The sequence below is a fragment of the Pseudomonas deceptionensis genome (assembly GCF_900106095.1).
GTDB classification, from domain to species: domain Bacteria; phylum Pseudomonadota; class Gammaproteobacteria; order Pseudomonadales; family Pseudomonadaceae; genus Aquipseudomonas; species Aquipseudomonas deceptionensis.
On the sequence record NZ_FNUD01000002.1, the window covers coordinates 964,141 to 989,264 of the forward strand.

Consider the following 25,124-nt stretch of genomic DNA (forward strand, 5'->3'; position numbering starts at 1 on the left):
CCTGCTCGCGAATGGCCTTCGCGAGCAGGCTCGCTCCCACAGTTGAGGTCGGTATTTACAGACCTTTCGCGCACTTGTGTGGGATCGGGCTTTCACGTTCTGCCCCCCATTGTGATGCCCCCAGCGGGCTGCCTATAGTCCGCCCCGTCGCTGAAAAATCGGCGATCAGGCGTGCAAGCCTGACTCTCAGATTTCCAACTTTTCATTTCGCTTGGTAGGCTCTGCGCCTGCAATCGGCGTTATGGCGGTTGTGCGCGGGAGATCTTCGGATCTGCCGGGTTGTCTGGGACCGGTCTTGCACACCCGCGCACAATTGCCACCCTCTTTCTGCGTGCAAGCTGATTGAAGTGGCTCCTTCTCTTTAGGAGTTAAAAACATGTCCCAGTACTTTCCCCAAACCGACAACCCCGTCGGCTCAAACGTCTTGTTAATCGATACCCACGCCTCTGTATCTGCCCTGCTGGCCTGTGCCGAGCAGCGCATTCAGGCGGCCAAGAATTTGTTGCGCTGTTTGGCGCTGATGAGCGCCCGCAGCCATGACCCTCACGACTTGAGCGCCGTGTGCGAGGCGTCGTCTTTGTTGTTGCAGCAAGGGTGTGATGTACTGCAAGTGCTGGTGCTGCAAGACGCCTGATCCCGCGCAAGGGCAAATGTGAGCCACAAAAAACCCCGAAGGGCTCACGCCGTTCGGGGGTGTGGATCACGCATGATTTACAACTTGGCGATGGACACTTCGGTGGATTTTACGAAGGCAATCACTTCGCTGCCCACGACCAGTTCCAGCTCTTTGACCGAGCGGGTGGTGATGACGGAGGTCACGATGCCGGATGCGGTTTGTACGTCGATTTCCGACAGTACGTCGCCCAGCACGATTTCCTTGATGTGGCCTTTGAACTGGTTGCGAACGTTGATGGCTTTAATGGTCATGGTGTCGATTCCTGTCTTGGGATAAAAAAAGTGAGGTTATTGCGCCCAGCGCAGTTGCGTGGGCAGCGGTGCGACGGGTTCGGGTTCGGGCGGTGCGCCTGGCAACGCCAGTACGCGGTTGAGTACTTCGGTTTCCAGCGCGGCCAGCCGGTGCGAGCCGCGTACCCGTGGGCGCGGCAGTTCGACGATGAGGTCCAGCCCCACCTCGCCCTCTTCAATCAAAATCACACGGTCTGCAATCGCAACGGCTTCGCTCACGTCGTGGGTCACCAGCAACACGGTGAAACCATGCTGGCGCCACAGGCGTTCGATCAGTTGCTGCATTTCGATGCGGGTCAGGGCATCCAGCGCGCCCAGCGGTTCGTCCAGCAACAGCAGGCGCGGTTGGTGAATCAGGGCGCGGGCCAGGGCCACACGCTGTTTTTGCCCGCCCGACAGCGCGGCGGGCCATTCGTTGGCGCGTTCGGCCAGGCCCACTTCTTCCAGCGCTTTCAGCGCCTTGGGCCGCCAATCGCCCTTGAGGCCAAGGCCCACGTTGTCGATGACTTTTTTCCAGGGCAGCAGGCGCGCTTCCTGAAACATCAGCCGCGTGTCATCGCGGGCTTCTTGCAGCGGTGCACTGCCGGCCAGCAGTTCGCCGCCCGTGGGCTGATCAAGCCCGGCCAGCAGGCGCATCAGGGTGCTTTTGCCGCAGCCGCTGCGCCCCACGATGGCCACAAATTGCCCGGCCGGGATGTGTAGATTGATGTTGCGCAGAACCTGACGTTCGCCGAATGCCTTTTGCAGGCCATTGATGGCAAGCGGTATGCCCTGACGCAAACGCGGGGGTTGTTGAGCTGTCATGCTGCACCGCCTTTAGCCACTTGATACGCCGGGTGCCAGCGTAGCCATACGCGCTCCAGCCCCCGGGCTGCGGTATCGGCCAATTTGCCGAGTACGGCGTACAAAACAATCGCCAGCACCACCACGTCGGTTTGCAAAAACTCCCGGGCGTTCATCGCCAGGTAGCCAATGCCGGAGCTGGCGGAGATGGTTTCGGCCACGATTAATGTCAGCCACATAAAGCCCAGCGCAAAGCGCACGCCCACCAGGATCGAAGGCAAGGCACCGGGCAGGATCACTTGCCAGAACAAGCGAAAACCCGACAAGCCGTAGCTGCGCGCCATCTCGACCAGGGCCGGGTCAACGTTGCGGATGCCGTGGTAGGTGTTGAGGTAGATCGGAAACAAAGTGCCCAGCGCCACCAGAAAAATCTTTGCCGATTCATCGATACCGAACCACAGAATCACCAGCGGAATCAGCGCCAGATGTGGCACGTTGCGGATCATTTGCACCGAGCTGTCGAGCAGGCGTTCGCCCCACTTCGACAAGCCGGTGATAAAGCCCAGCGCCAGGCCGATGCTGCCGCCGATGGCAAAGCCCAACCCGGCGCGCCAGCCGCTGATGGCCAGGTGTTTCCAGATCTCGCCACTGCGCACCAGCTCGATCCCGGCCGCGATGACGGCGCTGGGGGCGGGCAGGATGCGTGTCGATAACCAGCCCGCCGACACAGACAGCTGCCATACCGCCAGCAGCAACACAGGCAAGGCCCAGGGCGCCAGGGTGTGACCGATTTTATTGAGGCCCAAGGCCTTGCCTGTACTCATGGGGACCTCAGCTCTGCGATGCAGCTTTAGGGAGGATGTCGTTGGCGACCATTTCTCCAAACGGGCTCACATAGCCGGCGCTTTTTGGCAGCTCAGGGCGCTCGATATCCAGATGCGGGAACAGCAATTCGGCCACGCGGTACGACTCTTCCAGGTGCGGGTAGCCAGAAAAAATAAAGGTGTCGATGCCCAGGTCCGCGTACTCCTTGACCCGCGCCGCCACGGTTGGGCCGTCACCGACCAGGGCCGTACCTGCGCCGCCGCGTACCAGGCCTACGCCGGCCCACAGGTTGGGGCTGACTTCGAGGTTGTCGCGGCTGCCGCCATGCAGCGCGGCCATGCGTTGCTGGCCGACCGAATCAAATCGTGCCAGTGAGGCTTGGGCGCGGGCGATGGTGTCGTCGTCCAGGTGAGAAATAAGTTTGTCAGCCGCTTTCCAGGCTTCGTCGTTGGTTTCGCGCACGATCACGTGCAAGCGAATGCCGAAGCGAACGGTGCGCCCGTGTTTGGCGGCCTTGGCCCGAACCTGTTCGATTTTCTCAGCGACGGCGGCCGGTGGCTCGCCCCAGGTCAGCACCATTTCTACTTGTTCGGCTGCCAGGTCTTGCGCCGCTTCCGACGAGCCGCCGAAGTACAGCGGCGGACGCGGTTGCTGGATTGGCGGGTAGAGCAATTTCGCGCCTTTGACGGTGATGTGCTGGCCGTCGTAGTCCACGGTTTCGCCTTCGAGCACGCGTCGCCAGATGCGGGTGAATTCAACCGAGGCCTGATAGCGCTCTTCGTGACTGAGGAACAGGCCATCGCCGGCCAGTTCTTCCGGGTCACCGCCGGTCACTAGGTTGAATAGCGCACGGCCACCGGACAGACGGTCCAGGGTCGCAGCCTGACGGGCCGCCACGGTGGGCGAAACAATGCCAGGGCGCAGCGCCACCAAAAATTTCAGGCGCTGGGTCACGGGGATCAGCGACGCGGCCACCAGCCACGAGTCTTCGCACGAACGCCCTGTAGGGATCAGTACCCCGCCAAACCCCAAACGGTCAGCCGCCTGGGCGACTTGTTGCAGGTAGCCGTAGTCAACCGCGCGGGCGCCTTCGGAGGTGCCAAGGTAATGGCCATCACCGTGGGTAGGCAGGAACCAGAAAATATTGAGGCTCATGGAGTGGTCTCCTAAATGGGGGGCAGCAAGCGTTAGTTGGCTTTGGCCAGATTGGCCGGTGGCGTCCAGATCACGTCTTTCACAACCAGCGGCTTGGGAATCAGCTTGAGCTGGTAAAAACTGTCGGCAATTTTTTGCTGGGCGTTGACCACTTCCGGGGTCAAGAACTGCGCGCCGTAGCCTTGGCGTTTGACCGCCGTGAGGGTGATTTCTGGTGACAGGCCCAGCAGCGGCGCAACTTGTTGAGTCACGTCTTCAGGGTGGGCCTTGGCCCATTCGCCAATGTTGCGCACTTCATCGACCAGGGTTTCGATCACCTTGGGATGCTGTTCGGCGTACGGCTTGGTGGCCAGATAGAACTGGTGGTTGTCAGCAATGCCGCTGGCGTCACGCAGGGTGCGCGCTTGCAGTTGCTGTTCGGCCGCGGCCTGGTAGGGGTCCCAGATGACCCAGGCATCGACGCTGCCTCGCTCGAACGCCGCACGGGCATCGGCCGGAGGCAGGAAGACGGTCTGGATATCGGTGTATTTCAGGCCGGCGTCTTCAAGGGCACGCACCAGCAGGTAATGAACGTTGGAGCCTTTGTTGAGGACGACTTTTTTGCCTTTGAGGTCTTTGACCGAGGTGATCGGTGAGTCTTTGGGGACCAGGATGGCTTCACTGGTAGGGGCTGGCGGTTCGTAGGCGACGTAGAGCAGGTCGGCGCCTGCTGCCTGGGCGAACACAGGCGGGGTTTCGCCGGTTACGCCGAAGTCGATGGAGCCCACGTTCAGGCCTTCAAGCAGTTGCGGGCCACCGGGGAATTCGGTCCATTGCACGTCGATGCCCTGCTCGGCCAGACGCTTGTCCAGCGTGCCTTTGGCCTTGAGCAGCATCAGCGTGCCGTATTTTTGATAACCGATGCGCAGGGTATCGGCTTGAGCCTGGGTAACAGCGCCGAAGGACACAGCCGCAGCTAACAGTGCGACCAGACCACGACGCAAAATGACAGTGCGCATGGCGCTCTCCTATTTGCAGTTCGAGATTCGGGTTGCACCTGCCGAGCCGTTAGCGGGTCAGTAAGGTGGTGGAGCTTTTTCTGTGGGAGCGAGCCTGCTCGCGATTCAGGCGGTTTGGTTTTCTGACAGACCGCCGTGATCCTTTCGCGAGCAGGCTCGCTCCCACAGTTGAGTAATGTGTTGGCTCAGATACTCCAGCGCGCGGTGCGCAGCCGGTCGTTGAGGATGTTGGGGTCCAGCGGTTTCGGGCGGCGGGCCAGGGCGCTGTAGAACTGCTCAAGAGCCTCGCTCAAACGTTGTTCCAACACCGGTGCAAGCTGCGCCTTCGCGCTGCCTTCGCCGTAAGCAATCTGGCTGTCATCGGCAAAAATGCCGTGCAGCATTTCCTGGGCCTTGAGGGCCGACAGTACGGGCTTGAGGGCGTAGTCCACGGCCAGCATGTGGGCGATGCTGCCGCCGGTGGCGATGGGCAGGACCACTTTGTGGCTCAGGGCGCGTTCAGGCAGCAAGTCGAGCACGGTTTTCAGTGCGCCGCTGAACGAGGCTTTGTACACCGGGGTCGCGATCACGAGGCCGTCGGCGTTTTCAATCTGTTGCAGCAGGTCGATAATTTTCGGGCTGTCGAAGCGTGCGTGCAGCAAGTCTTCGGCCGGGAAGTCACGTACCTGATAACTCACCACTTCAACGCCTTGCTGGTTCAACCAGTGTTTGGCGTAGTCCAGCAACACTCCCGAACGGGATCGTTGGCTTGGGCTTCCTCCGAGAGTCACGACCAGCATCTAGACGTTTCCTTGAATGAATATGCGCATTTCGCTGTCAGCGTTTTCGCTTGAGTGAACAGACCTTAACAGGTGATTTATATATCTATAAATCATATTTATTCATTTGTTTATTCTTAAAATGCATATGCGATTTTGTTAAATAAAATGCAAAAAAAAGGCCGTCGAAACGGCCTGAAACCCTGTTGCATGGAAGACGGTAAAATTTGTAGCCGCTGCCGCAGGCTGCGATAAGGTCCGAAGGACCTTCAGTAATATTGGGCCTGCTGCGCAGCCCATCGCAGCCTGCGGCAGCGGTTACAGGGTGTGTGGGTTACTTGTTGGGCTGTGGCGTCAGGCGCAGGTAGGGCTTCACGGCGCGGTAGCCTTTGGGGAAGCGTTGCTTGATTTCGTCCTCGTCCTTGATCGACGGCACGATCACGACGTCGTCGCCGTCCTGCCAGTTGGCCGGGGTCGCGACTTTGTAGTTGTCGGTCAGTTGCAGCGAATCAATCACGCGCAAAATTTCGTTGAAGTTGCGCCCGGTGCTGGCCGGATAAGTGATGGTCAGGCGGATTTTCTTTTTCGGATCAATCACGAACAGCGAGCGCACGGTCAGGGTGTCGCTGGCATTGGGGTGAATCAGGTCATAGAGGTCCGACACCTTGCGATCGGCATCGGCCAGGATCGGAAAGTTGACCACGGTGTTCTGGGTTTCGTTGATGTCTTCGATCCACTTGTGGTGCGAGTCCACCGGGTCTACCGACAGTGCGATGGCTTTGACGCCCCGCTTGGCGAACTCGTCCTTGAGCTTGGCGGTAAAGCCCAGCTCGGTGGTGCACACCGGGGTGAAGTCCGCGGGGTGCGAGAACAGCACGCCCCAGCTGTCGCCCAGCCATTCATGAAAGTGAATCTTGCCGGCGCTGGAATCCTGTTCGAAATCGGGGGCGATGTCGCCGAGTCTGAGGCTCATGGTGCAGCTCCTTTTTATAGGGAATGGCAGGGCGTGATGGGCCTACTCTGCCTGCGACATAAGCGAATTAAAAAGAATAAATATCGATTTAGTTAGCGCTAAAAAGAATATTAAAAACTGTTTCATTGGACGCAACAAAGCCCCGGGTCCACTCTGGACACAGGTTTAGGCAAGGGGAGTGGCAGGGAGCTACGACTATTAATGTGTTGCGAATTGATCGTTCTGGTCTTCGGTAAACACCCTGCCCGGCATTGCGCCGGGCAGGATTTTTCTTACCTTTTACTACAACCTGCTTACAACAACGGGATCGAGTAGCTGACGATCAGACGGTTTTCGTCCTGGTCGCGAGTCGAAGCAATATCGTTGCGCCACATGGCGTTTTTCCACGTCAGGCCGAGGTTTTTCAACGCGCCTTCCTGGATAACGTAAGCCACGGTGATATCGCGTTCCCACTCGGAAGCGCCATTGCTGGTTTGTACTTTGCTGCTGTTGTAGGTGTCGATGTTGTCGCCACGCAGGTAAACGGCGCCTGCTGTCAGGCCAGGAACGCCCACTTTGGCGAAGTCATACGAGTAACGCGCCTGCCAGGTGCGTTCGCCGGCACGGGCGAATTTCGAGATCTGCATGTCGGTAGGGATGTAAGCCGACGCGCCGTCGCCCTGGTTCAGGAACGGGAAGTCGCTGCTGCCGTTGCTGACCTGGTAACCGCCACCGAAGGTGTGACCTTCAACGGTGTACAGGAACAGGCCGCTGATCAGGTTGTTATCAACCTTGCCTTTGCCGCTGGCCTGGGTGTGGTAGTCGCCCGAGGTGTAGTAGGCAGCATCGTGGCCGTTCTTGCCGTCGTCAGAGCTGTTGAAGTAGCGCAGGTCAGATTTCAACACGCCCGGGCCGATGGACCAGTTGTGAACCAGGCCCAGGAAGTGTTGCTTGTAGAAATCTTCCAGGTTGCCGTAGTAGTACTGCAGCAACAGGTCTTTGTTGACCTTGTAGTCCGCTCCGCCGTAGTAGAACTTGTTGACGAACTCGCCTTTGGCGTAGTTCGAGCCAGCGTTGGCGCCGGCAATCGACAGGCCTTCGTTGTTGCTCGAGTTACGGCCCTTGGCGTGTTCGATCTGACCGCCGGTGAAGGTCAGGTCCTTGAACTCGCTGGAGGTGATCTGGCCGCCCTGGAAGGTTTGCGGCAGCATGCGACCGTCGTTGGTGACGATAACCGGCAGTTTTGGCTGCAGGGTACCGATGCGCAGTTCGGTCTGGGAAACCTTGGCTTTAGCGGTCAGGCCCAGGCTGGAGAAATCGTCTACAGCGTGGTTGCCATCGCTTGGGAATACCGAGCCGCCGGAGTTTGCACCGGTCGGGTTGCCGTGCTTGCCAGCGCTCGAGTCCAGCTTGACGCCGAGCAGGCCAATGGCATCCACACCAAAACCGACTGTGCCCTGGGTATAGCCGGAGGTGAAGTCCAGCTGGAAGCCCTGGCCCCACTCTTCAACTTTGCTTTGCACGCCTGCTTTTTTGTTGGCAGCAGTGCCTGCTTCCGAATCACGGTTGTCGTTGTTGATATAGAAGTTACGCAGTTTCAGCGTGGCTTTGCTGTCTTCAATAAAGCCAGCAGCGCTTGCTTGTTGTGCCAACAACCCTACGGCCACAGCGATGGCCAAGGTGGACTTGTTCATTGTGTTGCTCCTTTGCGTTTCTAATTTTTGTAGTTCTTTAGCCCCGAATCTGACGTCCGGGTGCTACAGATGCGCGATTAGCGCCAGACGGTGACCGGCAAGTCAATCGTAACCAAGAGTGTCTACGACCTTTGTCTAGTCATTTTCCGTTTGGGCGCAGAGTAATGCCTATTTGATAAAGCCAAAAAGAATTGTTTCTAAGCTTTTCAGATCAAATAGGCATATCGCAGAATATTTCCTGCGCGCATGTGAAGGAATGCTATCGGGCTTTCGTCTAATCCTTAAACATAATTTTATGAATCTTTTAATAGCGTTTGGTTCTTAAAAACGCGACCTGATCACATGCTCTTCAAAACGCCATAGCAGATGACCACCGTGTGCGTTTCTGGATGTTTCGGAACCACATAAGCTAATGCTTAAAAGTTATTTATTTACCGGTTCTTAGATCATTTAACCTCGTGTTCTGCCGATGTCCGGCCGCCTGCCGAGGAGCTTCCTGATGAAACTGCACTCCCCCCTACGCCTTTTGGCTGCTTTGTCCCTGGCGGGTGCCAGCTTCTTCGCGCAGGCCGCCACCGATGTCACTGTTGCTTACCAAACTACCGTTGATCCGGCAAAAGTCGCCCAGGCCGACGGCGCTTATGAAAAAGCCACCGGGGCCAAGATCAACTGGCGCAAATTCGATAACGGTTCGGACATCATTGCCGCCATCGCCTCGGGCGATGTGCAAATCGGTTACCTCGGTTCGAGCCCGCTGACGGCTGCGATCACCCGCAAGGTGCCGGTTGAAACCTTTTTGATTGCTACCCAGATTGGCGGCGCTGAAGCACTGGTGGCCCGCGACGGTTCCGGGATTAACGGTCCGCAGGATCTGATCGGTAAAAAAGTCGCCGTGCCATTTGTCTCCACCGGTCACTACAGCCTGTTGGCAGCGCTCAAGCACTGGAATATCGACCCGGCCAAAGTACAGATTTTGAACCTCGCGCCACCGGCCATTGTGGCGGCCTGGAAGCGTGGCGATATCGACGCCACCTACGTATGGGACCCGGCACTGGGCGCAGCCAAAGAGAACGGCAAAGTGCTGATTACGTCGGGCGAGCTGGCCAAGGTGGGCGCGCCGACGTTTGATGCCTGGATCGTGCGCAAAGACTTCGCCGCCAAGCACCCTGAAATCGTCAAGGAATTTGCCAAAGTCACCCTGGATGCCTACGCCGACTACCGCAAGGACCCGAAAGCCTGGCTGGCCAATCAGAGCAATGTCGACAAGGTGGTGAAACTGTCGGGCGCCAAGGCTTCGGACATTCCGGTACTGCTGCAAGGCAACGTGTACCCGCTGGCCAATGACCAGATTGCCTTGCTCGGCGCGCCGACCACCAAAGCCCTGACCGACACCGCCGCCTTCCTCAAAGAGCAGGGCAAGGTCGATGCCGTGCTGGCGGACTACGCGCCGTCGGTCAACGCCACCTTTATCACCCAATAATCAACCCGCGCTGAGGAGTCGACCGTCATGGCCTTGTTATCACTGGAGCGCATCAGCGCACAGTACCCAGGCGCCGCCGAGCCGGTGCTGTCGGATATTTCCGTCAGCCTCGGCCCTCAGCAACTGCTGGTCGCACTTGGCCCGTCGGGCAGCGGCAAAACGTCTTTGCTGAACCTGATTGCGGGTTTTGTGGAGCCCAGCGCCGGGCGCATCACCCTTGATGGCGCGCCGGTCAAAGGCCCGAGCGCCGAACGCGGTGTGGTGTTTCAGGACGACGTGTTGCTGCCGTGGCAAGACGTGCTGGCCAATGTGGCCTTCGGCCTTGAGCTGGCCGGTGTACCCCGTGACAAACGCGAGATCCGCGCCCGTGAAATGCTCGCCCTGGTCGACTTGTCGGGCTTTGAGCATCGCCGCGTGTGGGAGCTGTCGGGCGGTCAAAAACAGCGGGTCGGCCTGGCCCGTGCCCTGGCGGCCGATCCTCGGGTGCTGTTGATGGACGAACCCTTTGGCGCCCTCGATGCGTTCACCCGTGAGCAGATGCAAGAACTGCTGCTGCAAGTGTGCCGCCGTACCGACAAGCCGGTGTTCCTGATTACCCACGACATTGAAGAAGCGGTGTTTCTAGCTACTGACCTGATTTTGCTGGCGCCCAATCCGGGCCGCATCGTTGAGCGTCTGACCCTGGATTTCGGCCAGCGCTACAACGCTGGCGAATCCGCACGTTCGATCAAGTCCGACCCTCGTTTTATCGAAACCCGTGAGCACGTGCTTGAGCGCGTGTTTTCACAACGCGGTGCCGCCCAGCGGCAGGAGCGCGCATGAGCAGTTATGAAGCAGTCGCCGCCGCCCCGGTTGCGGCGCCCCACGCCCCGCGCCCGATCAAGCGCAGCCTGAGCACGCGCTTAATCAGCGTCTTGACCCTCGTGACCTTGATTGCCATCTGGTGGGCCGTGACCGCTGCCGGGTTGATCGAGCCGCTGTTTTTGCCACCGCCGTCCGCCGTGCTGGAAAAAGGCTGGTTGCTGGCGACCAAAGGCTACATGGACTCCACTTTGTGGCAGCACTTGGGCGCGAGTTTGAGCCGTATCGGCCTGGGCCTGGGCTTTGCGATTTTAACGGCCGTGCCGGTGGGTATCGCCATTGGTCACAACCGCATTGCGCGGGGGATTTTCGACCCGCTGATTGAATTTTACCGGCCGATTCCGCCGTTGGCGTATTTGCCGCTGATTGTGATCTGGTGCGGGATTGGCGAGTTGTCGAAAGTGCTGCTGATTTACCTGGCGATTTTTGCCCCAATTGCGATTGCCACCGCCACCGGCGTGCGCACCGTGGACCCGGCAAAAGTGCGTGCAGCGCAATCGTTGGGCGCTACGCGCTGGCAGTTGATCCGCCATGTGATTTTGCCCAGCGCCCTGCCGGATATTTTGACCGGTGTGCGAATCGGGTTGGGTGTGGGCTGGTCGACCCTGGTGGCTGCCGAGCTGATCGCCGCCACCAGCGGCCTGGGTTTTATGGTGCAGTCCGCCGCGCAGTTTTTGGTCACCGATGTGGTGGTGTTGGGGATTCTGGTGATTGCCATCATCGCCTTCGCCATGGAAATGGGCCTGCGCGCCCTGCAACGCAAGCTGGTGCCGTGGCACGGCCAGGCTCACTAAACACACTCGCCGCTGATCAATCGGCGCGCTGATTAAGAGATTGACCATGAGCCTGACCATCACCCCGATTAGCTCTGCCCTTGGCGCCCAGATTGACGGCGTTGACCTGACCCTGCCCCTGAACCTGGAACATCGCAATGCCATCGAGCAGGCGTTGCTTGCGCACCATGTGGTGTTTTTCAAGAACCAGGCGATCACGCCGCAGCAGCAGGCACGTTTTGCCGCCCACTTTGGCGACCTGCACATTCACCCGATTTACCCCAACGTGCCGGAGCAGCCAGAAGTGCTGGTACTGGACACGGCGGTGACCGACGTGCGCGACAACGCGGTGTGGCACACCGACGTGACCTTTTTGCCGACGCCTGCGATGGGCGCGGTGCTCAGTGCCAAGCAGTTGCCGGCCTTTGGTGGCGACACCTTGTGGGCGGGCGGGATTGCCGCGTTTGAGGGGCTGTCCAAACCTCTGCAAGTGCTGCTGGATGGTTTGACCGCGACGCACGATTTCACCAAATCGTTCCCGCTGGAGCGTTTCGGTTCGACCCCTGAAGATTTGGCGCGCTGGGAGCAAACCCGCAAAAACAACCCGCCACTGTCGCACCCGGTAGTGCGCACTCACCCGGTGAGCGGGCGCAAGTCGCTGTTCGTCAACGAAGGCTTTACCACCAAGATCAATGAACTTTCAGAGGCTGAAAGTGAAGCGATCCTCAAGCTGCTGTTCGCCCACGCCACCCGCCCGGAATACACCATTCGCTGGCGCTGGCAGGAAAACGACGTGGCGTTCTGGGATAACCGTTCGACCCAGCATTACGCCGTGGACGATTACCGCCCCAATCGCCGCGTTATGCACCGCGCGACCATTTTGGGTGATGCGCCGTTTTGATGAACACCGCATGAGGTGTAGCCGCGTGCCTCGACAGCGGCTACAGGTTCCCTGCGGGGATCTCGCGCTTGGGCAGATACGGTGGCAAGTACAACCCTAAATACGCATCAACCACTCGCAAGCCTTCTTCGGCCAGGCGCGGGGTGATGCTGTCGTGCAGCTGGATGGAGCGCGCGTACACCCGATCCCCCAACTCCATCGCCAGCGCAAAAACATCCACATCCTGTGGCAGGACCGGCAGTTCAAAATGGTGCATAAACAGCGCCTGCATCAGTTGGCCCAATTCAAGGTCGTGCTGGCGGTCGGCCCGAGTGACTTCGGTGAGGCCATGCTGGGCCAGAATCAATTGCCGGGCAGCCGCGTCTTCGTTGTAAATCGCCAACATGCGTTGTTCGACCACGCGCGACAAATCACGCCAGCTGTTCAATCCTTGATGCTCTATCGGCGCTTGCAGGCAGGCGCGGAAGGCCGCATGCACATCACCGGTCAATGCCTGGAGCAGCGCGGGCACGCCTGCGAAAAAGTGATAGACCGACGACGGCGGGATTGCGGCGCGTTCGGCCACGCTGTAAATCGACAAACTGGACACCCCTTCAGTCGCCAGCAATGTTCGGGCAGCCGCCAGTATCAAATCGATCCGGGCCTGGCTGCGAACGCGTGGCTTTCGAGGTGTGGCGGGGCGCGTCATGAGTCTCTCCTGCGGGGCAGTCGGCATTGTACGAGGGTGTACAAGGCAGGCGCATAAAAAAACGCCGCGGGCTGTAAAGCCGACGGCGTTTTTTTTGGACTGCAATCGTTTACACGGTATGCAGGTACCAGTTGTATTCGAGGTCGGAGATGGAGTGTTCGAACTCCTCCAGCTCGCTCTCTTTACAGGCGACAAAAATATCGATGTATTTCGGGTCGATGTATTTGGCCATGACTTCGCTGTCATCCAGCTCGCGCAACGCATCACGCAGGTTGTTTGGCAGGCTTTGCTCGTTCTGCTCGTAGCTGTTGCCTTCGACCGGCGCACCCGGTTCGATCTGGTTGGTCAGACCGTGGTGAATACCGGCCAGAACAGAGGCCATCAACAGGTACGGGTTGGCATCGGCACCAGCAACCCGGTGTTCGATACGTACCGAATCGGACGAGCCGGTGGGTACGCGAATGGCCACGGTACGGTTATCCAGGCCCCAGCACGGCGAGTTCGGCACGTAGAACTGTGCGCCGAAACGACGGTAGGAGTTGACGTTAGGGCAAAGGAAGGCCATCTGCGCTGGCAGGGTCTCCAGCACACCGCCGATCGCGTGACGCAGTGCGGCGTTCTGCTCGGGATCCTCGCTGGCAAAAATATTTTTGCCCTCTTTGTCCAGAATCGAAATATGGACGTGAAGCCCGTTGCCCGCCTGGCCCGGATAAGGCTTGGCCATGAACGTGGTGTCCATCTCATGGTCGTAGGCGATGTTCTTGATCAGTCGCTTGAGCAGTACCGCGTAGTCGCAGGCCTTGATCGGGTCGGCAACGTGGTGCAGGTTCACTTCGAACTGCGCCGGGGCACTTTCTTTAACGATGGCGTCAGCCGGGATGCCTTGTTCTTTGGCACCTTCCAGAATGTCCTGGAGGCAGTCGACGTATTCATCGAGGTCATCGATCAGGTAAACCTGAGTCGAGTGCGGACGCTTGCCGGAAATAGGCGAACGTGGCGGTTGTGGGCGGCCGTTAACGTTCTCCTGGTCAATCAGGTAGAACTCCAGCTCGAAAGCGGCGCAGATGGTGAGGCCCAGATCGTCAAATTTAGTAACAACTTGACGCAATACTTCGCGAGGGTCGGCGAAGAAAGGTTCACCTTCAATTTCGTGCATGGTCATCAGCAGTTGCGCGGTTGGGCGCTTTTGCCATGGCTCATTGCACAGGGTGTCAGGGATGGGATAACAGATTCTGTCTGCGTCGCCGATATCCAGACCCAGGCCGGTGCTTTCCACCGTTGAGCCATTGATATCAAGCGCAAATAGAGAGGCAGGCAGGTTGATGCCTTTCTCGTAAACCTTGTGGAGGCTGGTGCGTTCAATGCGCTTACCGCGCACCACACCATTCATATCCGCAATGAGAAGGTCTACGTACAGAACCTCAGGATGATCCTTAAGGAACGCGTTCGCTTCGTTAAGCTGAACGGCACGCGGGGGTACCGACATGATGCAACACCTTTGTTGTTAAAAATATCAATCATTGAGCGCTACGGGTTTCAGTCAACCCGAACGGCATACCGAAGTCAAGCAGCCTCTTTTTTGCCCTCAAAAAGCGCCTAAAGGCCATTTTTGACGCTTTTTAGGGCGTCTTTCACCTTTTTGAAGCCTTGCCGCCCGCAGGCTTGAGCGGGCCGTGTTGTATTTTTTACGGGGGTGTTGTGTAAAAAAATGAACAAGGCTAAGCTCGATTCAAACCCATAACAGCAATAATACCGGGGTGTTACATGTCACGCCTGCCGTTAATCGGCGTCACCGCCTGCACCAAGCAGATCGGTTTGCATCCTTATCACGTCACCGGCGATAAGTACGTGCGAGCAGTCGCGGTGGCCGCCAAAGGCTTGCCTCTGATCCTTCCGTCAATGGCGGAACTGATAGATCCGAACGATATTCTGGACAGTCTGGACGGCCTGCTTTTTACCGGGTCGCCTTCCAATATCGAACCTCATTTATATCACGGTCCTGCCAGCGCGCCTGGCACGCTGCATGACCCTGACCGTGATCGCGCCACCCTCCCCCTGATTCGCGCCGCACTGGCTGCCGGCGTACCCGTGCTCGGCATTTGCCGCGGCTTTCAGGAGTTGAATGTAGCCCTGGGTGGCTCACTTCACCAGAAACTGCACGAAGTCGACGGCTATATCGAGCACCGCGAAGACCCCAGCGCACCGGTTGACGTGCAATACGCGCCGAGCCACGGGATGCACGTGCAGCCCGGTGGTGTACTGGCCGGCCTGGGCTTGCCACCGGAGTTCTCGGTCAACTCGATTCACACCCAGGGCATCGAGCGCGTGGCGCCGGGCCTGCGGGTTGAAGCTGTTGCCCCGGACGGCCTGGTTGAGGCGGTTTCGGTGGAGGGCGGCAAGGCTTTTGCTTTAGCGGTTCAGTGGCACCCTGAATGGCAGGTAAGCTCTAACCCGATTTACCTCGCCATCTTTCAGGCATTTGGAGATGCCTGTAGACGGCGCGCGACACAACGCGACGCGGATGCGTCAGTAAACGCCTGACTTATTCAAGTCAGGACACTCAGCCCAGAGGCATTTATGAGTAACAACCTCGACCAGCTCACCGATTGGTTGAAAGACCACAAGATCACAGAAGTCGAATGCATGATCGCCGACCTCACCGGGATTACTCGCGGGAAGATTTCGCCGACCAACAAGTTCATTGCCGAAAAAGGCATGCGCCTGCCCGAGAGCGTATTGCTGCAAACCGTAACGGGCGACTATGTCGAAGACGACATCTATTACGAGCTTCTCGATCCGGCAGACATCGACATGATCTGCCGTCCCGACCAGAACGCAGTATTTGTGGTGCCGTGGGCCATTGAGCCGACCGCTCAGGTGATTCACGACACCTATGACAAGCAGGGCAACCCGATTGAGTTGTCGCCGCGCAACGTGCTTAAAAAGGTACTGAAACTCTATGCCGATCGCGGCTGGCAGCCGATTGTGGCGCCAGAAATGGAGTTTTACCTGACCAAGCGCAGTGACGACCCGGACTACCCGTTGCAGCCGCCGATTGGTCGCTCCGGTCGCCCGGAAACCGGCCGTCAGTCCTTCTCTATAGAAGCCGCCAACGAATTCGACCCTTTGTTCGAAGACGTCTACGACTGGTGCGAACTGCAAGAGCTGGATCTGGACACGCTGATCCATGAAGACGGCACGGCGCAGATGGAAATCAACTTCCGTCATGGCGACGCACTGTCGCTGGCCGACCAGATCCTGGTGTTCAAGCGCACCATGCGCGAAGCCGCGCTCAAGCACGACGTAGCCGCTACCTTCATGGCCAAACCCATGACCGGTGAGCCTGGCAGCGCCATGCACTTGCACCAGAGCATCATTGATATCGAAACCGGCAAAAACGTCTTCTCCAATGAAGACGGGACCATGAGCCAACTGTTCCTCAATCACATCGGCGGTTTGCAGAAGTTCATTCCTGAGCTGCTGCCCCTGTTTGCACCGAACGTGAACTCGTTCCGCCGCTTCCTGCCGGATACCTCGGCACCGGTAAACGTGGAATGGGGTGAAGAGAACCGCACCGTGGGGCTGCGTGTGCCGGATGCCGGCCCGCAAAACCGCCGTGTTGAAAACCGCTTGCCGGGTGCCGATGCCAACCCGTACCTGGCGATTGCCGCCAGCCTGTTGTGTGGCTACATCGGCATGGTTGAAGGTATCAATCCGAGCGCGCCAGTGGTGGGTCGTGGTTATGAGCGTCGCAACTTGCGCCTGCCCCTGACCCTCGAAGAAGCACTGGCACGGATGGAAAGCAGCAAGACCGTTGAGAAATACCTGGGTACCAAGTTCATCGCAGGCTACGTGGCAGTCAAACGTGCCGAGCATGAAAACTTCAAGCGCGTCATCAGTTCGTGGGAGCGGGAATTCCTGCTGTTCGCCGTCTGACACGCCGGGGGGCTGCGCCTGGGATGCGCAGCCCCTCCTCTACTGAATCAAGGAGAGTTGTATGACTAGCAAGAACCCGCAAACCCTCGAATGGCAACAACTGAGCAACGATCACCACCTGGCACCGTTCAGTGACTTCAAACAGTTGAAAGAAGTCGGCCCACGCATTATTACGCACGCCAAAGGCGTGTACCTGTGGGACAGCGAAGGCCACAAAATTCTCGACGGCATGGCCGGTCTTTGGTGTGTTGCCATCGGCTACGGACGTGACGAGCTGGCTGAAGCCGCCAGCAAGCAAATGCGCGAACTGCCGTACTACAACCTGTTTTTCATGACGGCTCACCCGCCGGTACTTGAACTGTCCAAAGCCATCGCCGATATCGCGCCGCAAGGCATGAACCACGTGTTTTTCACCGGTTCCGGCTCTGAAGGCAACGACACCATGCTGCGCATGGTTCGCCACTACTGGGCGATCAAGGGCCAGCCCAACAAGAAAGTCATCATCAGCCGCAAGAACGGCTACCACGGTTCCACCGTGGCCGGCGCCAGCCTGGGCGGCATGACGTACATGCACGAACAGGGCGACTTGCCGATCCCGGGCATCACCCACATTGCCCAGCCGTACTGGTTTGGTGAAGGTGGCGACATGTCCCCGGAGGAGTTCGGCATCTGGGCTGCCAATCAGCTGGAAGAGAAAATTCTCGAACTGGGCGTCGACAATGTCGGTGCTTTTATTGCCGAGCCGATTCAGGGCGCGGGCGGCGTGATCGTTCCGCCAGCCACCTACTGGCCGCGCATCAAAGAGATTCTGGCCAAGTACGACATCCTGTTTGTTGCCGACGAAGTGATCTGTGGTTTTGGTCGCACCGGTGAGTGGTTTGGTAGCGATTTCTACGACCTCAAGCCGGACATGATGACCATCGCCAAGGGCCTGACCTCGGGTTATATCCCGATGGGTGGCCTGATCGTGCGCGACGAAGTGGTTGCGGTACTTAATGAAGGTGGCGATTTCAACCACGGCTTCACCTACTCGGGTCACCCGGTAGCGGCGGCAGTGGCTCTGGAAAACATCCGCATCCTGCGCGAAGAAAAAATTATCGAGAAGGTTCACGCCGAAACGGCACCGTATTTGCAAAAGCGTCTACGTGAACTGAACGATCACCCGTTGGTGGGCGAAGTGCGCGGTGTGGGTCTGTTGGGCGCCATTGAACTGGTGCAGGACAAAGCCACGCGCAAACGTTACGAAGGCCGTGGCGTTGGCATGATCTGCCGACAGTTCTGCTTTGATAACGGCCTGATCATGCGCGCCGTAGGCGACACCATGATCATTTCGCCACCTCTGGTGATCAGCAAAGACGAGATCGACGAGTTGGTGACCAAGGCCCGTAAGTGCCTGGATCTGACCTTGGAAGTATTGCAAGGTTAACTGCTAGGCTTTGGGCGCAGGACAACTGCAGTTTGAAAGCAGGCAATTGCGCTCAGAGCCTTAAGAATCAAGGCTCTTCCCTTGAAAGCCTGCCACGGATCTTGCCAGACTAGCCGCCGGCTTTAGTCACCTTGAGATCAGGTCGCTGAAACGGTGGTTTAAAAGAACAATTGGAGCATTACAGATGAAGGCATCAGGTTTTAAAAAAGCTGGCAAGACCCTTCTCGCCCTCTCCTTGATGGGTGTGATGGCCGGGGCAGCTCAAGCAGCAGATAAAGTGCTGCACATCTACAACTGGTCCGATTACATCGCACCGGACACCGTTAAAAAATTCGAAGACCAGACCGGTATCAAGGTGGTCTACGACGTGTTCGACAGCAACGAGACCCTTGAGGCCAAACTGCTGGCGGGCAAGTCCGGCTACGACATCGTCGTGCCGTCCAACAATTTCCTGGCCAAGCAGATCAAGGCCCAGGTTTACCAGGAGCTGGACAAGTCCAAGCTGCCCAACTGGAAAAACCTCGACCCTGCGCTGCTCAAAGCCGTGGGCGATGCCAGCGACTCAGGCAACAAACATGCGTTCCCTTACATGTGGGGCACCATCGGCATCGGCTACAACCCTGAAAAAGTCAAAGCCGCACTGGGCGTCGACACCATCGATTCCTGGGACGTGCTGTTCAAGCCGGAGAACGCGGCCAAGCTGAAAAGCTGCGGCATAAGCTTCCTCGACTCGCCAACCGAGATGATCCCGGCAGCGCTGCATTACCTGGGCTACCCGACCAACTCGCAAGACAAGAAACAACTGGCCGAAGCCGAAGCACTGTTCCTGAAGATTCGTCCTTCGGTGGGCTACTTCCACTCGTCCAAGTACATCTCGGACCTGGCCAACGGCAACATCTGCGTGGCTGTGGGTTACTCGGGTGACATCGAACAGTCCATTACTCGCGCCAAAGAAGCGGGTGACAAGGTCAAGCTGAAGTACGCCATTCCGAAAGAAGGCGCTGGCAGCTTCTATGACATGGTCGCCATTCCCAAGGATGCCGAGAACGTCGACGCCGCTTACGCCTGGATGAACTTCCTGATGCAGCCAGAGGTAATGGCTGAAATCACCAACAGCGTGCGCTTCCCGAACGGTAACAAGGCTGCAACGCCGCTAGTGAATAAAGACATCTCTGGCGACCCGAGCATTTACCCGTCGGATGAAGTGAAAGCCAAGCTGTACGCCATCAGCGATTTGCCGCCAACTACCTTGCGTTTGCTGACGCGCAGCTGGACCAAGATCAAATCCGGCAAGTAACCCGTAATTCCCGCAGGGGCTGCCAACGGCAGCTCCTGCGGGGCAGATTTCGGACTAAATCAGAGTGTTACGGCAATTAATCACGGAAAACTTTGCTGTGCCGGTTTATCGAGGGTAAGTTGCGCGCCGGTTTTGTCTTTGCCAGTTCAGGCTGGTGTGTGACGCGGGCCACTCAGGCCCAACTATTTAGAGGACCACCACGTGTCTATATCTTTGTTTCGCAAGACCTTGCTGGTCGGAGCTGGTTTGACGCTTGCCGTCAGCGTACAGGCGGCACCTACCGTGCACATTTATAACTGGTCGGACTACATCGCGCCGAACACCCTGGCTGATTTCGAGAAAGCCACCGGCATCAAGCCGGTGTATGACGTCTTCGACTCCAACGAAACCCTGGAAGGCAAGCTGCTGGCCGGCCGTACCGGTTATGACGTGGTCGTTCCGTCTAACCACTTCCTGGGCAAGCAGATCAAGGCGGGTGCGTTCCAGAAGCTCGACCTGTCGCAGTTGCCGAATTATTCCAACCTCGACCCGGCCTTGCTCAAGCGCCTTCAGGCCAACGACCCGGGCAACCAATATGCCGTGCCGTATCTGTGGGGCACCAACGGGATTGGTTACAACGTCGACAAGGTCAAAGAAGTGCTGGGCGTCGACACCATCGATTCCTGGGACGTAGTGTTCAAACCCGAGAACATGAAGAAGCTGCAATCGTGCGGCGTGGCCTTCCTGGACTCGGCCGATGAAATGCTGCCGACCGTGCTCAACTATCTGGGGCTGGATGCCAACAGCACCAACCCTAAAGATTACAAAAAGGCTGAAGCGACACTGATGTCGGTGCGTCCTTACGTCACCTACTTCCATTCTTCCAAGTACATTTCCGACCTGGCCAACGGCAATATCTGTGTTGCGATTGGCTTCTCAGGTGATGTGTTCCAGGCAAAAGCGCGCGCCGAAGAGGCCAAAAAAGGCGTCAACATCGCCTATATCGTGCCCAAGGAAGGCGGCGCACTGTGGTTTGACATGCTGGCGATCCCCAAGGATTCCAGCAACGTCAAGGAAGCCCACACGTTCATCAACTACTTGCTCAAGCCTGAAGTGATTGCTCAGGTCAGCGACTATGTGGGCTATGCAAACCCTAACCCGGCCGCTGACAAGGTGATGGAAGAATCGATTCGTACCGACGAGGCGGTGTACCCCACTCAGGCGGTGCTGGACAAAACCTACGTCTCAACCGAGTTGCCGCCGAAAATACAGCGTCTGATGACGCGTACGTGGACCAAGGTCAAGACGGGTAGATAAGCTCGCAAGACCACCTATCCAAGGCCCGACCATCTAGGTCGGGCTGCTAAATTTGTTGGGAGTTTCGTAAATGGCTGTTGCCTCCGGCGCCTATAAGAAAGCCCTCGAGGGCGATCAGACACCTAAACAGGTGCTGGTCAAAATCGACCGGGTCACGAAAAAATTCGACGAGACGATTGCCGTGGACGATGTGTCCCTGGAAATCAACAAAGGCGAAATTTTCGCCATGCTCGGCGGATCGGGATCGGGCAAATCTACCTTGCTGCGTATGCTCGCCGGTTTCGAGCGCCCAACAGAAGGCCGTATTTTCCTCGATGGCGTAGACATCACTGACATGCCGCCCTACGAGCGGCCTATCAACATGATGTTCCAGTCCTACGCCCTGTTCCCGCACATGACCGTGGCCCAGAACATCGCCTTCGGCCTCAAGCAGGACAAAATGTCCAATGCCGAGATCGATGCCCGGGTGGGTGAGATGCTCAAGCTGGTGCACATGAGCCAGTACGCCAAGCGCAAGCCGCATCAGTTGTCCGGTGGTCAGCGTCAGCGTGTGGCCCTGGCTCGTTCGCTGGCCAAGCGTCCAAAGCTGCTGCTGCTCGATGAGCCGATGGGTGCTCTGGATAAAAAACTGCGTTCGCAAATGCAGCTCGAATTGGTAGAGATCATCGAGCGCGTTGGCGTGACCTGCGTCATGGTGACCCACGACCAGGAAGAGGCCATGACCATGGCCCAGCGCATTGCCATCATGCACCAGGGCTGGATTGCCCAGATCGGCAGCCCGATCGACATCTACGAAACCCCGGTCAGCCGTCTGGTGTGCGAGTTCATCGGCAACGTCAACCTGTTCGAAGGTGAAGTGGTCGACGACGCCGAAGGCTATGCGCGCATCAACTGCCCGGAGCTGGAGAACGACATTTATGTCGGTCACGGCGTCAGCACCTCGGTGGAAGACAAGCACACCACCTACGCAATCCGCCCGGAAAAAATGCTCGTCACCACCGAGAAGCCGACCTGCGAATACAACTGGTCGCGCGGCAAGGTGCATGACATCGCCTACCTGGGCGGTCACTCGGTGTTCTACGTCGAGCTGCCGAGCGGCAAGCTGGTGCAGTCGTTCGTGGCCAACGCCGAACGCCGTGGCGCCCGCCCTACCTGGGACGATGAAGTCTACGTGTGGTGGGAAGACGACAGCGGCGTGGTACTGCGCTCATGAACATGCGAAAGCTCAAGCGCCGACTGCAACGAATAACCCCCGGTGGCCGCCATATGGTCATCGGGATTCCATTCCTGTGGCTGTTTCTGTTCTTCATGCTGCCCTTCTTCATCGTTCTGAAGATCAGTTTTGCTGAAGCCGACGTCGCAATTCCGCCGTACACCGAGATCTACAGCTACGTTGACCAAAAAATTCAGCTGCTGCTGAATCTGGGCAACTACGCCATGTTGGGCGACGATGAGTTGTATATCGCCGCCTATCTGGGTTCGTTGAAGATGGCCTTTTTCAGCACGGCGTTGTGCCTGCTGATCGGTTATCCGATGGCTTACGCCATCGCCAATGCGCGCAAAGAAATGCAGACCGTGCTGGTGCTGCTGATCATGATGCCGACCTGGACCGCGATCCTGATCCGCGTTTACGCGTGGATGGGCATCCTCAGCAACAACGGCCTGCTCAATGGCTTCTTGATGTCGATGGGCTGGATTAGCGAACCGTTGCAGATCCTCAACACCAACATCGCGGTGTATATCGGTATTGTGTATTCGTACCTGCCGTTCATGATCCTGCCGCTGTACGCCAACCTTGTGAAACACGACACCAGCCTGCTGGAAGCCGCGTCAGACCTGGGTTCTAGCACGTTCAACAGCTTCTGGAAAATCACTGTCCCGTTATCGAAAAACGGCATTATCGCCGGCTGCATGCTGGTGTTTATCCCGGTGGTGGGCGAGTTCGTGATTCCGGAACTGCTGGGCGGCCCGGAAACCCTGATGATCGGTAAAGTGTTGTGGCAAGAGTTCTTCAACAACCGTGACTGGCCCGTAGCGTCCGCGCTGGCTGTCGTCATGCTGGCGATCCTGATCGTGCCCATCATTCTGTTCAACCGCAGCCAGGCTAAAGAGCTGGAGGGCAAGATATGAATCGCATCCGTTTCTCTAGTTTTATGCTGGTCGCGGGGTTGTTGTTCATCTACCTGCCGATGCTGATCCTGGTGATCTACTCGTTCAACGCCTCCAAGCTGGTGACGGTATGGGGCGGCTGGTCGCTGAAGTGGTACGTGGGCCTGCTGGACAACACCCAGTTGATGGGGTCGGTGATGCGTTCCATTGAAATCGCCTTCTACACGGCGATTGCAGCGGTTGCACTGGGTACGCTGGCGGCATTCGTGCTGACCCGTATCAGCCAGTTCAAGGGCCGCACGCTGTTTGGCGGCCTGGTGACTGCGCCGCTGGTAATGCCGGAAGTGATCACCGGTCTGTCGCTGTTGCTGCTGTTCGTGGCCATGGCGCAGATGATCGGCTGGCCGCAAGAGCGTGGCATCGTCACGATCTGGATCGCCCACACCACGTTCTGCTCGGCCTATGTGGCCGTGGTGGTGTCATCCCGCTTGCGTGAGCTGGACCTGTCGATCGAAGAAGCGGCCATGGACCTGGGTGCCAAGCCGTGGAAGGTGTTCTTTTTGATCACCATCCCGATGATCGCGCCGTCTCTGGCAGCGGGCGCCATGATGTCCTTTGCCCTGTCACTCGATGACCTGGTATTGGCCAGCTTCGTGTCCGGTCCGGGCTCCACGACCTTGCCGATGGAAGTGTTCTCGGCGGTGCGTCTGGGGGTTAAACCCGAAATCAACGCCGTGGCCAGCCTGATTCTGCTGGCGGTATCGCTGGTGACCTTCATGGTGTGGTTCTTCAGCCGCCGTGCTGAAGAGCACCGCAAAAAGGCGATCCAGCAAGCCATCGACGAAGCGACTGCCGACTCCTGGAAACAGCCTGACGTGCGTCGTCCGCAATCGACAAACGCGGCTTAAAACCAGCGCCATAAAAAACCTCGCCTCCCGTGAAAGGGAGGCGAGGTTTTTTTATGGTCTTTTTAAAAGGGCCTAAGGCTTGGCCACTTTCCACGCGCCGTCCATTTTGCCGTCGCCGATCATGTCACCGGCCTTCTTGTCCATGACAAAGGTATACAGCGGCTTGCCGTCATAGGCCCATTGCATATGGCCGTCATCGCGCTTGATGGCGGTCCACTTGCCCATGTCCTTTGCCATACTCTCTGCGGCCAGTGGTGGCCAGTTGGCTGCGCACTTGTCATTGCACATCGATTTGCCGCCCGCATCCTTGGCGAAGGTGTAGAGCGTCATGCCTTTGTGGTCGACGAGCATGCCATCCTTGGTCATCGCCGGATCAGCCGCAAACGCCAGACCTGGCAAGGTAAAGGCTGCAGCTAACAGCAATGTCTTTAGGGAAAACGAGCTATAAGTCATCGGAATCGTCCTCATTGTGGTTGTACGATTTGCACTCAAAGCGTAGTTCACCAACCGCTAGCGCGCGCTCCATCCCCAAAGCTGTCACACGACTGCAATAATTCCGTTATCTAATGCGCCACAAGACAGTTTAATGACATGAGGGGAACGGCATGGTTGGCAGGAGCATTTTGATCGTTGATGACGAGGCGCCGATTCGTGAAATGATCGCCGTGGCCTTGGAAATGGCAGGCTACGACTGCCTTGAAGCCGATAATGCTCAGGACGCCCATGCCATCATCGTGGACCGTAAGCCGGACCTGATCCTGCTCGACTGGATGCTGCCCGGCGGCACTTCGGGCATCGAGCTGGCCCGTCGCCTCAAGCGCGAAGAGCTGACCAGCGATATCCCGATCATCATGCTCACGGCCAAGGGTGAAGAGGACAACAAGATCCAGGGGCTGGAAGTCGGCGCGGATGATTACATCACCAAGCCGTTTTCCCCGCGTGAACTGGTTGCCCGCCTCAAGGCCGTACTGCGCCGCGCAGGCCCGGCCGATGCTGAATCGCCGATCGAAATCGGCGGCTTGCTGCTCGACCCCATCAGCCACCGCGTAACCATCGACGGCACCCCCGCCGAAATGGGCCCCACCGAATACCGCCTGCTGCAATTCTTCATGACCCACCAGGAACGCGCCTACACCCGCGGCCAATTGCTCGACCAGGTTTGGGGCGGCAATGTGTACGTGGAAGAGCGCACCGTGGACGTGCACATCCGCCGACTGCGCAAAGCCCTCGGTGAGGCCTATGAAAATCTGGTACAAACCGTGCGTGGCACCGGTTACCGATTTTCGACCAAGGCCTGATACCGGCTTTATCTGATCCA

General features: G+C 58.0%; 25 protein-coding genes. 14 read left to right on the plus strand and 11 right to left on the minus strand.

What is annotated here, in order from left to right; genetic code table 11:
- Positions 1–376 precede the first annotated feature (376 nt).
- Positions 377–634: a hypothetical protein gene (locus BLW11_RS04190; RefSeq protein WP_048362193.1), complete on the plus strand. Its 258-nt coding sequence runs from the start codon at positions 377–379 to the stop codon at positions 632–634.
- Positions 635–711: 77 nt separating this feature from the next.
- Here the strand turns inward: BLW11_RS04190 and BLW11_RS04195 are convergent, their stop codons facing one another.
- From BLW11_RS04195 to BLW11_RS04230, 8 genes are all read right to left on the minus strand, one after another.
- Positions 712–927: a TOBE domain-containing protein gene (locus BLW11_RS04195; RefSeq protein ID WP_003444581.1), complete on the minus strand. Its 216-nt coding sequence runs from the start codon at positions 925–927 to the stop codon at positions 712–714.
- Positions 928–963: 36 nt separating this feature from the next.
- A complete protein-coding gene (gene ssuB / locus BLW11_RS04200) occupies positions 964–1,770 on the minus strand; it encodes an aliphatic sulfonates ABC transporter ATP-binding protein (RefSeq protein WP_048362192.1) in 807 nt (268 codons plus the stop codon).
- Entirely contained in the window at positions 1,767–2,573 is an 807-nt protein-coding gene (gene ssuC, locus BLW11_RS04205; RefSeq protein ID WP_048362191.1) for an aliphatic sulfonate ABC transporter permease SsuC, read from the minus strand. Before ssuC ends, ssuB begins: the two co-directional genes overlap by 4 nt.
- Positions 2,574–2,580: 7 nt before the next feature.
- A complete protein-coding gene (ssuD, locus tag BLW11_RS04210) occupies positions 2,581–3,729 on the minus strand; it encodes an FMNH2-dependent alkanesulfonate monooxygenase (RefSeq protein WP_048362190.1) in 1,149 nt (382 codons plus the stop codon).
- A gap of 32 nt (positions 3,730–3,761) precedes the next feature.
- The gene (locus tag BLW11_RS04215) at positions 3,762–4,727 is read right to left on the minus strand and encodes a sulfonate ABC transporter substrate-binding protein (RefSeq protein ID WP_048362189.1); all 966 of its coding nucleotides are present in this window, start codon (positions 4,725–4,727) and stop codon (positions 3,762–3,764) included.
- 185 nt (positions 4,728–4,912) lie between these two features.
- Positions 4,913–5,506 carry an NADPH-dependent FMN reductase gene (gene ssuE, locus BLW11_RS04220; RefSeq protein WP_048362188.1) on the minus strand — a complete coding sequence of 198 codons (594 nt, stop codon included), beginning with the start codon at positions 5,504–5,506 and terminating at the stop codon, positions 4,913–4,915.
- 313 nt (positions 5,507–5,819) lie between these two features.
- Positions 5,820–6,458 carry a peroxiredoxin gene (locus BLW11_RS04225; RefSeq protein ID WP_048362187.1) on the minus strand — a complete coding sequence of 213 codons (639 nt, stop codon included), beginning with the start codon at positions 6,456–6,458 and terminating at the stop codon, positions 5,820–5,822.
- A 293-nt stretch (positions 6,459–6,751) separates the two neighbouring features.
- Positions 6,752–8,131 (minus strand): OprD family porin, encoded by a 1,380-nt coding sequence (locus BLW11_RS04230; protein WP_048362186.1) that lies wholly within the window; start codon positions 8,129–8,131, stop codon positions 6,752–6,754.
- 499 nt (positions 8,132–8,630) lie between these two features.
- On the opposite strand from BLW11_RS04230, the gene tauA reads away from it, so the two are divergent.
- The 4 genes from tauA to tauD are packed head-to-tail and all read left to right on the plus strand — an operon-like array spanning position 8,631 to position 12,146.
- The gene (gene tauA / locus BLW11_RS04235; protein WP_048362185.1) at positions 8,631–9,611 is read left to right on the plus strand and encodes a taurine ABC transporter substrate-binding protein; all 981 of its coding nucleotides are present in this window, start codon (positions 8,631–8,633) and stop codon (positions 9,609–9,611) included.
- A 27-nt stretch (positions 9,612–9,638) separates the two neighbouring features.
- Positions 9,639–10,433 carry a taurine ABC transporter ATP-binding subunit gene (gene tauB, locus BLW11_RS04240; protein WP_048362184.1) on the plus strand — a complete coding sequence of 265 codons (795 nt, stop codon included), beginning with the start codon at positions 9,639–9,641 and terminating at the stop codon, positions 10,431–10,433.
- A complete protein-coding gene (gene tauC, locus BLW11_RS04245) occupies positions 10,430–11,266 on the plus strand; it encodes a taurine ABC transporter permease TauC (RefSeq protein ID WP_048362183.1) in 837 nt (278 codons plus the stop codon). Before tauB ends, tauC begins: the two co-directional genes overlap by 4 nt.
- Before the next feature lie 46 nt (positions 11,267–11,312).
- The gene (tauD, locus tag BLW11_RS04250) at positions 11,313–12,146 is read left to right on the plus strand and encodes a taurine dioxygenase (RefSeq protein WP_048362182.1); all 834 of its coding nucleotides are present in this window, start codon (positions 11,313–11,315) and stop codon (positions 12,144–12,146) included.
- Between the two features lie 40 nt (positions 12,147–12,186).
- Here the strand turns inward: tauD and BLW11_RS04255 are convergent, their stop codons facing one another.
- Both BLW11_RS04255 and BLW11_RS04260 read right to left on the minus strand, forming a co-directional pair.
- A complete protein-coding gene (locus tag BLW11_RS04255; RefSeq protein WP_048362181.1) occupies positions 12,187–12,834 on the minus strand; it encodes a TetR/AcrR family transcriptional regulator in 648 nt (215 codons plus the stop codon).
- Positions 12,835–12,943: 109 nt separating this feature from the next.
- Positions 12,944–14,320, minus strand: coding sequence for a glutamine synthetase family protein (locus BLW11_RS04260; RefSeq protein ID WP_048362180.1), 1,377 nt, complete (start codon positions 14,318–14,320; stop codon positions 12,944–12,946).
- 278 nt (positions 14,321–14,598) lie between these two features.
- On the opposite strand from BLW11_RS04260, the gene BLW11_RS04265 reads away from it, so the two are divergent.
- From BLW11_RS04265 to BLW11_RS04300, 8 genes are all read left to right on the plus strand, one after another.
- Positions 14,599–15,375, plus strand: a complete 777-nt coding sequence (locus BLW11_RS04265) for a gamma-glutamyl-gamma-aminobutyrate hydrolase family protein (RefSeq protein WP_048362179.1) — start codon at positions 14,599–14,601, stop codon at positions 15,373–15,375.
- A 36-nt stretch (positions 15,376–15,411) separates the two neighbouring features.
- Positions 15,412–16,770: a glutamine synthetase family protein gene (locus BLW11_RS04270; protein ID WP_048362178.1), complete on the plus strand. Its 1,359-nt coding sequence runs from the start codon at positions 15,412–15,414 to the stop codon at positions 16,768–16,770.
- 61 nt (positions 16,771–16,831) lie between these two features.
- A complete protein-coding gene (locus BLW11_RS04275) occupies positions 16,832–18,196 on the plus strand; it encodes an aspartate aminotransferase family protein (RefSeq protein WP_048362177.1) in 1,365 nt (454 codons plus the stop codon).
- A 184-nt stretch (positions 18,197–18,380) separates the two neighbouring features.
- Complete coding sequence (locus BLW11_RS04280; protein WP_048362176.1) at positions 18,381–19,493, plus strand: polyamine ABC transporter substrate-binding protein; 1,113 nt, start codon at positions 18,381–18,383, stop codon at positions 19,491–19,493.
- 201 nt (positions 19,494–19,694) lie between these two features.
- A complete protein-coding gene (locus tag BLW11_RS04285; protein ID WP_048362175.1) occupies positions 19,695–20,789 on the plus strand; it encodes a polyamine ABC transporter substrate-binding protein in 1,095 nt (364 codons plus the stop codon).
- Between the two features lie 70 nt (positions 20,790–20,859).
- Positions 20,860–22,002, plus strand: a complete 1,143-nt coding sequence (locus tag BLW11_RS04290) for an ABC transporter ATP-binding protein (protein WP_048362174.1) — start codon at positions 20,860–20,862, stop codon at positions 22,000–22,002.
- The gene (locus BLW11_RS04295; protein WP_048362107.1) at positions 21,999–22,919 is read left to right on the plus strand and encodes an ABC transporter permease subunit; all 921 of its coding nucleotides are present in this window, start codon (positions 21,999–22,001) and stop codon (positions 22,917–22,919) included. The genes BLW11_RS04290 and BLW11_RS04295 overlap by 4 nt, the downstream gene beginning before the upstream one ends.
- Positions 22,916–23,806, plus strand: coding sequence for an ABC transporter permease subunit (locus tag BLW11_RS04300; protein ID WP_048361462.1), 891 nt, complete (start codon positions 22,916–22,918; stop codon positions 23,804–23,806). Before BLW11_RS04295 ends, BLW11_RS04300 begins: the two co-directional genes overlap by 4 nt.
- Positions 23,807–23,878: 72 nt before the next feature.
- Here the strand turns inward: BLW11_RS04300 and BLW11_RS04305 are convergent, their stop codons facing one another.
- Positions 23,879–24,259, minus strand: a complete 381-nt coding sequence (locus BLW11_RS04305) for a COG4315 family predicted lipoprotein (RefSeq protein WP_048361461.1) — start codon at positions 24,257–24,259, stop codon at positions 23,879–23,881.
- Between the two features lie 152 nt (positions 24,260–24,411).
- Here BLW11_RS04305 and phoB point away from each other — a divergent pair, with 152 nt between their 5' ends.
- Positions 24,412–25,104: a phosphate regulon transcriptional regulator PhoB gene (gene phoB / locus BLW11_RS04310; RefSeq protein WP_016782809.1), complete on the plus strand. Its 693-nt coding sequence runs from the start codon at positions 24,412–24,414 to the stop codon at positions 25,102–25,104.
- Positions 25,105–25,124 lie beyond the last annotated feature (20 nt).